The sequence below is a fragment of the Streptacidiphilus sp. MAP5-3 genome, assembly GCF_041262505.1.
In the GTDB taxonomy this organism is placed as follows: domain Bacteria; phylum Actinomycetota; class Actinomycetes; order Streptomycetales; family Streptomycetaceae; genus Streptacidiphilus.
On the sequence record NZ_JBGCCL010000003.1, the window covers coordinates 71,211 to 83,688 of the forward strand.

At 67.4% G+C, this 12,478-nt stretch carries 13 protein-coding genes; 7 read left to right on the plus strand and 6 right to left on the minus strand.

The genetic code is table 11. The features are described 5' to 3' along the window. Positions 1 to 6: 6 nt before the first annotated feature. The 3 genes from ABH928_RS06770 to ABH928_RS06780 are packed head-to-tail and all read right to left on the minus strand — an operon-like array spanning position 7 to position 2,623. Complete coding sequence (locus ABH928_RS06770; protein ID WP_370063140.1) at positions 7 to 585, minus strand: hypothetical protein; 579 nt, start codon at positions 583 to 585, stop codon at positions 7 to 9. Further along, positions 582 to 2,222, minus strand: coding sequence for an alpha/beta hydrolase (locus ABH928_RS06775; RefSeq protein ID WP_370063142.1), 1,641 nt, complete (start codon positions 2,220 to 2,222; stop codon positions 582 to 584). Before ABH928_RS06775 ends, ABH928_RS06770 begins: the two co-directional genes overlap by 4 nt. 5 nt (positions 2,223 to 2,227) lie before the next feature. Next, positions 2,228 to 2,623 carry a hypothetical protein gene (locus tag ABH928_RS06780; protein ID WP_370063144.1) on the minus strand — a complete coding sequence of 132 codons (396 nt, stop codon included), beginning with the start codon at positions 2,621 to 2,623 and terminating at the stop codon, positions 2,228 to 2,230. A 248-nt stretch (positions 2,624 to 2,871) separates the two neighbouring features. Between ABH928_RS06780 and ABH928_RS06785 the strand changes: the two genes are divergently transcribed. The 5 genes from ABH928_RS06785 (at position 2,872) to ABH928_RS06805 (ending at position 7,135) form a co-directional block, all read left to right on the plus strand. Beyond that, positions 2,872 to 3,300: an SseB family protein gene (locus tag ABH928_RS06785; RefSeq protein ID WP_370063146.1), complete on the plus strand. Its 429-nt coding sequence runs from the start codon at positions 2,872 to 2,874 to the stop codon at positions 3,298 to 3,300. Continuing rightward, positions 3,297 to 3,863, plus strand: coding sequence for a hypothetical protein (locus ABH928_RS06790; RefSeq protein ID WP_370063148.1), 567 nt, complete (start codon positions 3,297 to 3,299; stop codon positions 3,861 to 3,863). The genes ABH928_RS06785 and ABH928_RS06790 overlap by 4 nt, the downstream gene beginning before the upstream one ends. Then, positions 3,860 to 5,455, plus strand: a complete 1,596-nt coding sequence (locus tag ABH928_RS06795; protein WP_370063150.1) for a putative T7SS-secreted protein — start codon at positions 3,860 to 3,862, stop codon at positions 5,453 to 5,455. The genes ABH928_RS06790 and ABH928_RS06795 overlap by 4 nt, the downstream gene beginning before the upstream one ends. 61 nt (positions 5,456 to 5,516) lie before the next feature. Next, positions 5,517 to 5,822 (plus strand): YrhB domain-containing protein, encoded by a 306-nt coding sequence (locus ABH928_RS06800; RefSeq protein ID WP_370063152.1) that lies wholly within the window; start codon positions 5,517 to 5,519, stop codon positions 5,820 to 5,822. Next, complete coding sequence (locus ABH928_RS06805) at positions 5,792 to 7,135, plus strand: YrhB domain-containing protein (RefSeq protein WP_370063154.1); 1,344 nt, start codon at positions 5,792 to 5,794, stop codon at positions 7,133 to 7,135. Before ABH928_RS06800 ends, ABH928_RS06805 begins: the two co-directional genes overlap by 31 nt. A gap of 66 nt (positions 7,136 to 7,201) precedes the next feature. Here the strand turns inward: ABH928_RS06805 and ABH928_RS06810 are convergent, their stop codons facing one another. After that, positions 7,202 to 7,999: an ATP-binding protein gene (locus ABH928_RS06810; RefSeq protein WP_370063156.1), complete on the minus strand. Its 798-nt coding sequence runs from the start codon at positions 7,997 to 7,999 to the stop codon at positions 7,202 to 7,204. A 144-nt stretch (positions 8,000 to 8,143) separates the two neighbouring features. Here ABH928_RS06810 and ABH928_RS06815 point away from each other — a divergent pair, with 144 nt between their 5' ends. After that, positions 8,144 to 8,908: a GntR family transcriptional regulator gene (locus ABH928_RS06815; RefSeq protein ID WP_370063158.1), complete on the plus strand. Its 765-nt coding sequence runs from the start codon at positions 8,144 to 8,146 to the stop codon at positions 8,906 to 8,908. Positions 8,909 to 8,960: 52 nt separating this feature from the next. Here ABH928_RS06815 and ABH928_RS06820 read toward each other — a convergent pair whose 3' ends face one another. After that, the gene (locus ABH928_RS06820; protein ID WP_370063160.1) at positions 8,961 to 9,914 is read right to left on the minus strand and encodes a hypothetical protein; all 954 of its coding nucleotides are present in this window, start codon (positions 9,912 to 9,914) and stop codon (positions 8,961 to 8,963) included. A 39-nt stretch (positions 9,915 to 9,953) separates the two neighbouring features. Continuing rightward, positions 9,954 to 10,766: a serine hydrolase gene (locus ABH928_RS06825; protein ID WP_370063162.1), complete on the minus strand. Its 813-nt coding sequence runs from the start codon at positions 10,764 to 10,766 to the stop codon at positions 9,954 to 9,956. 438 nt (positions 10,767 to 11,204) lie between these two features. Between ABH928_RS06825 and ABH928_RS06830 the strand changes: the two genes are divergently transcribed. After that, positions 11,205 to 12,419, plus strand: coding sequence for a serine/threonine-protein kinase (locus ABH928_RS06830; protein WP_370063164.1), 1,215 nt, complete (start codon positions 11,205 to 11,207; stop codon positions 12,417 to 12,419). Positions 12,420 to 12,478 lie beyond the last annotated feature (59 nt).

Consider the following 12,478-nt stretch of genomic DNA (forward strand, 5'->3'; position numbering starts at 1 on the left):
AACTCCTCAGTGCGACCAGTACGGGTCGCCGGTCGGTTTGGGAGGGGCCGAACCGCCAACTGAACCCCCGAACAGGGAGTCGAGGTCCTGGATGTTCGCCGGTCCCTTGAAGTTGCCGACGTCAGCGGAGACCGTCACGCCGTCGTTGCCCTCGCTGTGGGCCTGGAGGTGAATCTGGGAGCCGTAGCCGTCCGCCCAGAAGGTGTTTCCCCCCGACGAATGGCTCACCTGTACCCGGAAGCCCTTGTCTTTCCAAAACCTGGTGATGGCCGCTTCCAAGGTGGGCAAGCGGTCCCGCGCGACCTGGACCGGGGCGTACCTGGCGAGCGAGACCAGAGCGGTGCCGTCGTAATGTCCATCGATTCCGGTGTAGTTCGGGGTGGCCGTGACCGTGCTGGCCTGCCAGTCCATCGCCGGGCGGACCTGAGCCACGGTGGCGTCAACCAGTGCCTCGGCCTTCGTACGGGCTTGTTGAGCAGTCGTCGTGACCGGAGCCGGCTGCCCCGCGGCGTTGCCGATCGCTGAGCATCCCGTCAGGCCGAGTACGACGAGACCCAGGGCAACGGTCAAACGCGGATGGATCATCGGGGAGCCTCCGTTGAGACCGCCCCGGTGCCGGTGACGATCTCTGCCATGTTGTGCAGGGACATGCTGTTCGGGTTGAAGTAGTCCGAGTGCGAGGCCAAGCCCAGGGGGCCAGGGGCGACCTCGAATCGTCGGGCCCCGAACTGGGCGCTTGCCGGGTCGGTGCCGAACCAGAGCTGGTGGGGGTCCGTCGAGGCCACGATCGGCGCCAGTTCGGGCCCGAGGACCGCGCTGCCGCCGACATCGAGCTTCGACGGCACTTGGGTGACCGGGTCGTTCGCGGCTGCCCCGACCCAGACATGCCCGCTGCCGACACCGAGTTGGCTCGCGTGCGATGCGCCCGTGCCGGGCGAGCCAACCAGGATGATGTTGTCGGCCCCAGTACCGCCCTGGCGCTGGGCGGCAAGTCCTACCAGGTAGGAGCCGTAGCTGTGGCCGACGGCGGAAAGCCGCACCGGACCCTCGTGGGTCGCACGGATGCCGGACAGGAACTGATCGTAGGTCGGCGCCCCGCTGGCAGCGCGTTCGGAGCTCGCGACCTCCACGACCGACGGATCGGTGCCGGGCCCCGGGGGAGGGTCGTAGCCCAGCCAGACCATGGAGGCGGTGCTGCCCGCGCCGGGAAGTTCGTGCGCGGCCTGCCACACGTACATCGCGCGGTCGCCGTCCCCGCCCCCGACGTCGGAGAGTGTCGTGCCGAGTCCCGGCACGTAGACGCTCACGTTGGCCGCGGTGTCAGGGTTGCCGTAGGACAGGATTCCGTGGCCCTGGCCCTGATCGTTGACGCCCATGAGCAGCAGAGGCGGGTTCGTCTCGTGGTAGTGGTCCAGCCTGGACTGGATCGCGAGGAAGCCCTGGAGCTTGCGGCTGTCGATGTCCGAGAGCGGCTGGTTGGCCTGGTACTGGTTGATCAGCTGCCCGAGATAGATCCGGTTCGCCTGGTTGCGGGCGACGGCAGGGATGCCGTCGAGGTTGCCGTAGACGCCCGGCTGATCGTGGATGAAGGACTGCTGCTCGGCGGCGGACAGGCCGTTCCACCAGGCGTTGACGGCCTTGGGCCCGGACTTCCCGGGCACCAGCTTGCTCAGGTCGGAGTTCGCGGTGGCGATGTTCAAGCCGCTGCCGTCACGTCCGTGCCCGGCAAGGGCGTTGAGCTGGGCGGCGAACTGGACGTCGGCCTCGTCCGCGGCCTGGACGGCCTGGCTGATCCGCGCGGCGATCTGCTCGACCAAGATGCCCCGCTGCTCCGCAGCATCGATGTCGTGGTGCTCGGCCTCGGTCATCGGCGGCCCGGTCACGGTTCCGTCGGGCTCGACGGTGCAGTCGGCCGCGCGGGCTGCCTCCAGTGCGGCCGTCAGCTCGGTCTGCGCCACGGTGAAGGCCGCGACCGCCTCGTGGAGGATGACGCCGACGCCCAGCATTTCCTCGTGTGCCGCAGTCAGATCGTTCTGCTGCTTGCCCAACGCAGCCGCGGCCTCGATGGCCGCCAGTCCCGTCCAGTTCTGTTCGAGGCCGTTGGCCACGGTGGCGACCTCGTTCACGTGGCCCTCGAACGCAGCCGAGAGTGCGTCGTAAGCGTCTCCGGCGTGCCCGAGGGCGGCAAACCGGGCGTCCAGGAGCTCCGCGAAGGTGACCATTGTGCTCAGGCTCCGTCCCCGAGGCCGGGCCCGTTGAGCAGGTTCTGGAAGTTCTTCGTGGCCGAGGTGTCGGAGGCGCGGTAGTTGGTCGCCGTGGCGTGCAGCTTCTCACCGCTCTGGTCGAGGCCGGTGCCGAACTTCCTCAGCAGGTCGACCCACGCCTCCGTGCAGGCGTCCAGCGCGGCGGCGATGCGCCAACCGTAGAGCTGGAAGACGGCGTCGTCTGACGGACCATAGAGCCGCACTGCCTGCCCGGGGATCGCCGAACCGACCTCCTGGAGGACCTTGCTCTCCGCCTCCAGCGCAGCCGGATCGACGCAGACCGTGCCACCCCCAGCGGTCGGCGCGGACGTGCCCGGAGAAAGCGGCCAGAACGGATCCGTGCCCGTGGCTGCGCTCACTGTCCCCCCTGTGCTCCGAGACCCCCGTGAATGATGATGCTACGGACGCGAAGCAGGGACCGGCATAGGTATTCGTACTCAATTTCGTGGCCACGGACAAGTTGCGAATCTGCAGCTCAGAGTGCTGCCCGTGATCTACGACCCACACGTGGGCGCCCTGACCTGCGCATTGACAGCACGTAAGGTGAGCGAGCGCGCCGATACAGGAGTGCACGACGCGACTAACGGAACGACGGCCTGGGGGAGCCTTGGACGGTCAGGAGAGCGACGAACTCTTGGACGAGGTCGCCGCGATCTACGCGGGGCACACCGATCCGGAGCGACTCGTGGACGCCTTCCGACGTGCCGTCCTGCTCTGTCCGACGGAGGATCGCGAGCCACTCGCGGTCGATGACCGCGGGATCACCTGGCTGCTCGCCTTCACCACCCCTGCTGCGCTCGCCCGATGGGCCGTGGCGCGCGGTGACGGTGCGGTGACATGGGAGTTCGCGCGCATCGACGGCGCGCTCCTGCTGGACGTGGCGGCCCCGGAGGTCGGCTCCCCCTGCGGGGTGGCGGTCGATGTCGGAAGCGATCGGCCGTTGCTCCTGCCGCCGGTGCGGGGAATCGTGCCCGATCGGGCGGCTGTCGACGAGAAGAACGGGGCCGTCTCGGCTCGTAGGAGTGTGGGGCTGTGAGCGACCACTACCAGGTGGACATCAACGCGCTGAACGGCACAGCCAAGGGCCTCAACGACACTATCGCCGAGCTGAAGACGCTCGGCTTCGAGGGCGAGGCGACGGAGGGCCGTGGCTTCGGCAACATCGACGTCTCAGCCGGGCAGATGGGTCACGATGCCCTCCACCAGGCCTTCTCCGGCTTCTGCGACCGCTGGGGCTGGGGCGTCCGTACGTTGGTGCAGGACGGCAACACCTTCGCAGGGAAGCTCGGCCTCTCCGCCGGCGCCTATTACGAGCAGGAGGAGTACGTCAAGGGCTTGATGAAGGACGCTGTCACGGCAGCAGTGAGCGACCCGCACCTGTCCAACCAGCAGGCAGAACAGATGTCGTTGGCCCAGATCGCACAGGCCAACGCGCCTGACTATTCAGCCAAGTCCTTCGAGAAGGCGGCCAAGGACGCCAAGACGACCTGGGCGAACGAGGGCAAGGACTTCGCCAAGAGCAGCCCGTTGGTCAATCCGCTGGGGGCAGCTGCGTCGAACCTCAAGGACATCGAGAACGTCCCCGGGGAACTCAAGTGAGCCCTCTCCCTGGTTCGTTGGCAGGTCGGCTGCCCGGTTTTCCGGGGTGGGGCAGTGAAGCCGAGCTCGGCGAGACCGACGACGAGAAGGAACTCATCTGGGGTGACCCCGATGTGATCTCCACGGCTGCTGGCCATCTGCGCTCCTTCGAGGGCGCTTTCGAGGAGACGCACCAGGGGCTGACCAAGCTCGACACCGAACACTGGCAGGGCAAGGCCGCAGACAACTTCCGTGCGAAGTTCGCTCCCCATCCGCCGCAGTGGGGCCACGCGTCTGACGCCTGCAGCGACGCTGCGGGCGCTCTGGAGGACTACGGGTCCACCGTGACCTGGGCCCAGGGCCAGGCCAAGCAGGCCGTCGCGCTCTACAACCGGGGTCAGCAGGCCACGCAGACGGCCAAGACCGCCTACGACGCAGAGGTGAACACCTACAACTCCCAAGCCAGCGCCTACAACCAGGCCGTGGCAAACGGTCAAAACCCAGGCAGCAAGCCAACACAGCCGCGGCCGTTCCAGGACCCTGGCGAGGCGGACCGCGAGGCGGCGAAGGCCACGCTCGCGGAGGCCCGTCGACAGCGCGACAGCATGGCTGAGACGGCAGCAGCCAAGATCACGGCTGCCACCTCGATGGCACCGGCGAAGCCGAGCTTCCTCCAGCAGATGTACGACGACGCGCACGACATCGCCCAGGACCTGCCGAACGAGGTCTTGCACCTGGACGGCGGGATCCTCAAGGGCACCCTCGGAATCGTCAAGTTCGCGCGCTCGATGGACCCGATCGACCCGTACAACCTCACCCACCCCGCCTCCTACCTCGACGGGATGTCGACGACGGTCGCGGGGCTGCTCAACATGAGCACACACCCGATCAAGGCGACCGCGTCCATGCTCGGGTCCGGTTGGACCTCCGACCCTTCGCAGGCCTTCGGCAACCTCATCCCCAACGTCGTACAGACGGTGGCAACCGACGGGGGCGGAGCGGCCGAGACCGTCACCGCCGACGCCACCGAGAACGCCATGCTGGACAGCAGCGCGGCGGACCTGAACAACCTGAACAGCATCCTCGACAAGCCGCCCGAGCCGTGGCGACCGGACACGCGCACCAACTACCCGGCATTGCACGCCGGCTCGATGTCGCCGGAGGCCGCCCAGGCGTTGATCGACAAAGAGTTCCCCTGGATGAACGAGATCAACCGACCACGCTTCGATGACGGCACGCCTGGCTTCAACCGGAACTGCACCAACAATGTGATCACCGTCGACCGTCGGCTCGACGGTGTTGAGGTGGACACCGCTCCGCTCACGCAAGGTCGCTCGATCCCGCAGACTCAGGAGCTGTTCCAGAAGGAACTGGGTGATCCCAACGCCCAGTTCCGTCAGGTCAACGGCTACGACACGATCAGCGAGGACATCGCGGCCCGGGGGCCGGGGTCACGTGGCGCGGTGATCCTTGTCCGAGGCGGCAATTCGGCGCATGTGTTCAACGTGATCAACGATGGGGGTCGGGTCATCTACCTCGACGGACAGTCCGGGAAACTCGCAGACCTCGAGAGCTACAACATCACCGACCTGGCGTACATGCCGTACCGATAGCGGCAACGACGCATCCGCCCCAAGCGCGTTACCGTCTGCATGACTGAAGGAGCAGCAAGCCGTGAACAGGGATGAAGCGATCGAGGCAGTTCGGGCCTTCTTGAAGAAGGAGTACCCCAGCGCTCCGCCGACGATCGTGCTGCGGGCCGAGTGGACCAGGGAGCATGCCTGGGCCTGGCGAGTGGCCTTCGACGTCCAGGAGTACCTGGAGACGGGGGACGAGTACCACCGGCCGATGTCCCGAGCCCTGTACGTCCGCAAGGACACTGGCGCAGTCGACTACCTCCCTGATGCGATGCCGAGCCTGGTCGCCGATCGCTACTTGGAGACCGGGGTATGGCCGTACGGCCCGGGGGCGGGACGTTGAACACCTGGGCCTCCCCCACTGACCACGCTCGTGCCTGGCTGCACGAGCTCTACGGGCCGGTCGTCGAACTTGCCGCCCCCGATCCGGTCGCCGAGACCCCCCAAGCGTGGTGGTACTCGGTGCGCCCGCTGGCACAGCCCGGCTACCCGACCACCCCGATGCTGAACGCCTCCGTCGTCGTCCCGAAGGACGGTTCCGTTCCGTTCCACCCCGGAAACGCCGACCCGTGGGGCGATGCCATGGCCCTGGAACAGGACCCACGCCCGCGCCTGCGTCGCGACTGGGAGGACCGCGTCAACGCGCGCGGCTGCGTCCTGACCGTGGATGCGGCGATCACCGGCGCTACCGCCACCGTGCTGCCTTGGCAGCCGGCCCACGAGGCGCCGGGCTGGTGGAGCCGTCTGATCCGCCGTTACTTCTCCGGTGCGCAGGTTGCGGTCTGCGAGGACTGGAACCAGGTCCTCGCCGCCATCGACGCGGGAGGCGTCGATACCCGCGGCGTGGTTTGGGTCCAGCGCGAACTCGGCGGTTTGGAGGCCACCGGCCACCTGCTCTACGCCTTCAACGACGGCGACGGAGTCTTCGTCCTGGACGGCCAGACCGGCGGCCTGGCGCGCCTGGACACCGCTGGCGTGCGCAGGCTCAGCCTCGCTCGTCTCCACCGCCCGCGCGGCGAGGCCGCCGTAGCCGCACCGGAGTGGCGCCGCGCCGCGCCGGACCTGGCCTCGGCCGTCCGCAAGGCGGAGGCATGGCTCGGCGAGACCTACCGCGGGCAGGTCGCCCTGGTGGCACCCGACCCGGCCGATGACCTCGGTCGCGGCTGGCTCTTCGCCTGCAACACCCGTGCGCTGCTCGCCGGCGGGGACTGGCACGAGGGAATGCTGGACGCTGCGCTCCTGGTCCCGAAGGACGACAGCGCTCCGTTCGGGCTCCCCAACACCGACCCGTGGCGCTGGCTCGACCAGTGGCTGGCCGGAGGCGTTCCGGGGGTCGACGGGCTCCCGCTGCCGCCCGCCCCCGGTCCGGCAGCCTGGTTTGGGCCGACCATCGCCCAACTCGGGCAGCCGATGGAGATCGTGGAGGTCCCCGACTGGATGTCCGCGCTGACGGTCGTCGGCCGCGCGCCGCAGGGTGCACGTATGTTGGCCTGGGTCCGGCGTCGCGACCGGCGTGGGCGTGAGTCCGTCGGCCGCCTCATCACGGCGGCCAACACGGCGGCGCGGGGACTCGTCCTGCTCGACCCGTCCCGCGAAGGCGCGGTGGAGCTCGACGCCGAGGGGATCATCTCGATCCGACTGATCCGATACCGCTGAGCGGTTCTCACGCGTCGTCCACGGGGCGGTGCGGAGCGCAGAGGATCGGCCCGCAACCGCACCCAGTCACTGCAACTCCCCGCCGATCACAGCCCAAACCGTCTTGCCGACGGGACGGTGCCTCACGCCCCAGCGCGTCGAGAGAGCGTCGACGATGACGAGCCCACGCCGCCCCTCGTCATCGGCCAACGCGCAGGCTGGTGCGGGCAGGACCGGGCTCGGGTCGGACACCTCCAAACGGACGGTGTCCCCTTCGACACGGATGCGCACCAGCAGGTGACGCCCCGAGACGTAGCCATGCCGTACGGCGTTGGAAGCGAGCTCGGACAGCACCAGCACGGCGTCTTCCAGCTTCGCTGCCGCGACCTGGACGTGCTCGAGGAAGACCCTGGCCTCTCGTCGGGCGGTGTGCGCGCTTCGGGTGCTGAGCGGGTAGCTGCGTTGCCAGTCCAAGCGGAGGTCGGCATCGGCAGCCTTCGTCGGCGTGGGATTCATGGGTGCTTCTCCCTTTCGCAGATGGACTTCGGCCCAGACGGCGCACAGGCTTCGCCCGTATGCCGTGGCCAGGGCGCGGGTGATTCCCCAGTCGGCGCGTGACCAGGGCGGGAGCGGGTTCGGTCCGACGACGCTGATCCGCAGGCGGCCGGAACAGAGGGCGAGTGTGACCAGGGCGCGCTCGGGTGCCGAGGCCAGCACCGCGACGAAGAGTTGATGGGTTAACAGGACGGCGTCGTCGAGGGCGCCCGACGGTCCGACTGACGGCTCCAGCCGACGTCGGACCCATTGACGTAGTTGCGATGCCTCCGGCCAGCCGCCGGGGACCGTGGTCTGCCAGGAGCGGCTCGAAATCGCGGCCACGGGCATCGTGGGCATGGGCGATCCGCCTTCATTGCACGTACTGAAACGAAGTTCTGTACTCAGAATGGCTCGATGCTTGGCGTGGGTCAACCGACACGGCACAATTCGTGAGTACAGAAACGGCGTTCAGCGAAGCGGGAGTTGATGGCGGTGACGCTCGACGAGCAGCGGCCCGGGTACCTGCGGATCGCTGCCGATCTGCGCTCGCGGATCCTCGACGGGACTTACCCGCCGGGCAGTCAGTTGCCGACGCTCCCGGAGCTGGAGCGTCAGTACGAGGTCTCGCTCACAACCGTCCGCAACGCGCTCGGAGTATTGCGCAACGAAGGGTTGATCGAGTCCCGCACGCGGGCGGGACACCGAGTGCGCGAGCAGTGGCCGGTGCAGCGGTTGTCGCCTGACCGCTACCGGCACTCGGCCGACTTGGAAGGCCTCGCGGCGGGTACGGACGGTTCCAGCGACTGGCTCGAACGTCACGTTCAGGTCCGCTACGTGCGCACGAAGGCATCAGCAGAGCTGGCCACGTTGTTCGGCGAATTGCAAGGGCACCCGCTGTTGGCCCGTCACTACGTCAACCACGAGGCGGGCGTGCCGATTGAACTCGGCACCAGCTACGTACGCTGGTCGACCGTCGCGGGCACCTCGGCAGCAGACCCCATCAACGAGCCCTGGCCGGGTGGGCCGGTCGCTCAACTTGCTTCGCTCGGCGTGATGGTGGCCCGTGTCGAGGAGTCGCTCAGCGCTGGCATGCCGACGGAGGACGAAGCGGAAGCCTTGCTCATAGGGGCGGGTGTTCCCGTACTGCGTTGGACGCGGCGCATGCTCGACCAGCAAGGCCAGGCCGTCGAAGTCGGCCACCCCATCGTGCGCCGTGCGGATAGGACCATCTGGGAGACCACGGTCGACTTGGGGTAGTGCACGACCTGGTCGTCGCGTTTCGAGTAACCCCACGGGCAGCCGTCCTCGCTCACGAGCTCTCCCGGTCGAAGGTGAAGCTGATCACGCTGCCCGGCTGGAGCGGGAACGGCAGCTGCACCGTGCCCGACAGGTTTTCGAACGGTTCAGGGAACGTCGCGCCTGTGCGGATCCCACGACTCGCGCCCAGCGCGCTGATCTCGCTCGCGTTGGCGCGAAGACGGGAAGGCTTGAGCCGAGGATCAAGCGTCAGCCGGTACTCGGCATCGGTGAGGTGGCCGAAGACCTGAGCCTGGATGCGCAGGCGTCGGTCATTGCCGATGTACTTACGCGCTGTGACGAGCAGCTCAACCGTGTGCCCGGCGGTCACCTGAATCTCGTGGGGCACGGCGAACTGATCGATGCGTGCTTTGCCGCCCGCCACGGTTTCGTGGGTCGGGGGCTTGCGCTCCAGATCCCGGTTGTCGACCCGAACCGCGCCGATCGTGAAGATCTCTGGATCGTCGACATCGAGGTTGTCGTCGATCATCCAGCGGAGCAGGTACTCGGGACCGGTGAAACCGGTCAGAGCAGCATCATCGTTCGAGGCGATGCAGACGAGCCGCATCGCCCTGGGCAGGTTCTCGATGCGGTACGAGATTCGGAAGTTCTGGTAGAGGTAGTCCGGGTGAGCATCCGCGGGTGACGGGCAGGTGAGCAGGCAGTCCCAGCGGTACGAGGACAGCGCCCCGGCGAACAGGGGGTCGCGTGCCGGCCCGAGGACATCCTGCAGGCCGCGCAGAACCGCGCTGTCAACCTGCTCGGTGGTCTCCCGGACCGTCAAGGAGCCGATGGCTAGGGTAACGACCGCAGCGGAGACGAAGGCACCGCCGATGAGGCTGAGCACCGTCGATGCGATCTGTTGGTGCGACAGTAATGACGCGGTGACCACACACACCATGCCCACTGTCAGCGCAAGCACGTTGACGAGCACCAGGATCTTGCGGAGCTGCTGTCCGCGCTGCACGAAGCGCTCACCCCCCGAGGACGCGGGCGCGCATCTCGGTCAGTAGGCGGCACCCTCTGTGATGATCCGGACGATCCGCTCAGAGACCTCCCCGATCTCTGTCGCAGTACGCACGTTATCGGTCTGCTGGCTAGTCAGAAACACCATAGCGATGGGAACTTGGGGGTGAAGTACGACTCCAGCATCGTTGACGATGCCGCGGAGACTTCCCGTCTTGTGCTCGACGGGCACCTCGTCGTCGAGTCGAGCCGGGATCCGGTCGTTGCGCTGGTAGTTGGTCAGGAAGCGGCGCAGGACATCCAGGTGTTCGGAATCGTGGATGTACTCCACGAGACGGAGCATGTCCTCCGCCGTCGTGGTGTTGGCCCGCCCGACGGGGCCGAGCTCGGCCTCGGAGAAGCCGACGGGCATGACGGTGGACTCCAGCTTCAGGTCCTTGATGACGGCGTCGATCCGCTCCTGCCCGAGGAGATGCCGGATGTACTCGGTCGCCGGATTGTCACTGCTGACCATGGCGAACCCGCAGATTTCGCGGACCGAGAGCGTCGTATCGGCGTCGAGCGCCTGAATCACACTTGGGTACATCGTCCGGCTGAGGTCGCCCACCCGGACGCGCTGATCCAGGTCGATCTCGCCCCGGCGCGCCGCTTCGAAGAGCCCGACAGCCAGGATCAGCTTGGCGACGCTGGCCGCCGGAGTGACCCGCTGAGCCTCGTGGGCGACGTAGACCGCGGGGGAGCCCAGAGTCTTGACGACGACGCGGCGCGAGCCGTCGGCGCTTGCTGCAGCGAACGCCTGGACCTGGGCTTCCACGGCCTCCTGGATCCGTTGCGTCGCGGCACCGTCGGTCATTGATCGCTCCTCCGTCGAAGTCTTAGGACCAAGCTATAGGTCGAGACTTCCTGATGGGGGCGGTTCCATGCGCGGAGCTCTACCCGCAGTTCGGGTCCATTGGCCGCGATTGCAGAACTGCAGGGTGCGGTCGCGATGGGGTCAAGGCTTCGGCGCTGTCTGGCCGAGCTCGGAACGTGTCCACGGGCGTGGCGAGTGCCCGATGAAGTGCCGCGTCTCTGACCAGGCCTGCTCGGACGTATACCGACCGAAGCTCTGATCGAATGGGCATGTGCCTGCTGACTATTACTCTATGTGGCACCAGGAGAGCGGCGCTGATCAGTACGCTGTACCCGTGATCTGCTGATGCTAGCGCTGTTCTGAAGCGCCTGCTGTGCTGGTCCGTGCGGTCACCTCGACCGCGATCGCAAGGGCAGCGGAGAAGCCAGGGGGAACCAGGTGACACACGACGACGAGCCGGAGTGCATCGGTCCCTACGCCATCGAGCGGCGCCTTGGGGCCGGCGGCATGGGCGCGGTGTACCTGGGCTATTCCGTCGATGCCGATCCCGTTGCGATCAAAGTGATCCGCCCGGACAGGACCGACCCGCACACTCGTGCCCGCTTTGAGCGGGAGGCGGAGATCGCCCGCACCATCTCCGGTACGGGCCGGGTGGCACGCTTTCTTGATGCGGACCCGCTGGCTGAGCAGCCCTGGTTGGCCATGGACTATGTTCCCGGGCGTTCACTCGCGGAGGTCGTCGCGACGCAGGGTGTCCTTGCGGTACCACTGGTGGCGAGCCTGGGTGAGCTGCTTGCTGAAGGTCTCTCCGCGGTACACAACGCCGGGTTGGTGCATCGTGACCTGAAGGCGTCGAACGTCATGCTCGGCGCCTTCGGGCCCGTGATCATCGATTTCGGCCTTGGTGCCTTTCTGGAGGCGTCGAAGGGTTCGATGAGTCAGCCCGGGACGTTCCTCGGCTCCGTCCCCTACATGCCGCCCGAGCAGGCCCGTGGCGAGACCGATGTGACTGGCGCGGCAGATGTGTACGGACTAGGGACCGTCCTGCTGCACGCTGCGGCCGGCCACACGCCGTATGGCGGGGGGCCTTGGCAAAGCATTGTGCTGAGGATCACCAATCCGGATATCAACCCTGACCTCTCCGGTCTGCCTGAGGAACTGAAGCCGTTGGTGGCCTCGATGCTTGCCTTCACGCCCGGGGATCGACCCACTCTTGAGCAGGTAACTCGGCAATGCACTGACCTCTTGGACAGGCTGGGTATCAGCCCGACCGAGGCCCGTCTCTCGCTGATCCTGCTGGCGGAGTCGGAGGACCGCCGCCTGTCCGGGATGACGCCGCAGCCGGACGCTGAAATGCTGGAGCGCCTCGAAGCCCTCGACAAGCAGCTGCGCGTGCAGCAGCTGGGGGACGAAGTCGAGGCCGATGCCGCAGCGGGGGAGGACGTCAGCCCCGTGCTGGGTGACCACGACGTCGAACCCGATATGCCGATCCAGGCAACGCCCTCGCCGAGGCACGCCTCTGCCGCCGACACGCGGCCGCCGAATGCCAAACCTGGCCGTCCGCCGGCGTCGCGTCGGGTCGCCGAGGAGCTCCGGAAGCGGTATGCGATGAGCGGGCAGCTGACATGGTCTGAGCGCAGCAGCAGGACCTGAGTCGGCCCACTCAACCCTGCACCCTGGGATAGATATGAGGGCGGTCTCTCTGCTGCCCC

Excerpts from the sequence above, each read along its gene's own strand:
- ABH928_RS06775 (WP_370063142.1), bottom strand. The coding sequence starts at position 2,222 with ATGGTCACCTTCGCGGAGCTCCTGGACGCCCGGTTTGCCGCCCTCGGG.
- ABH928_RS06805 (WP_370063154.1), top strand. The coding sequence starts at position 5,792 with ATGGCCGTACGGCCCGGGGGCGGGACGTTGAACACCTGGGCCTCCCCC.
- ABH928_RS06810 (WP_370063156.1), bottom strand. The coding sequence starts at position 7,999 with ATGCCCGTGGCCGCGATTTCGAGCCGCTCCTGGCAGACCACGGTCCCC.
- ABH928_RS06770 (WP_370063140.1), bottom strand. The coding sequence starts at position 585 with ATGATCCATCCGCGTTTGACCGTTGCCCTGGGTCTCGTCGTACTCGGC.
- ABH928_RS06825 (WP_370063162.1), bottom strand. The coding sequence starts at position 10,766 with ATGACCGACGGTGCCGCGACGCAACGGATCCAGGAGGCCGTGGAAGCC.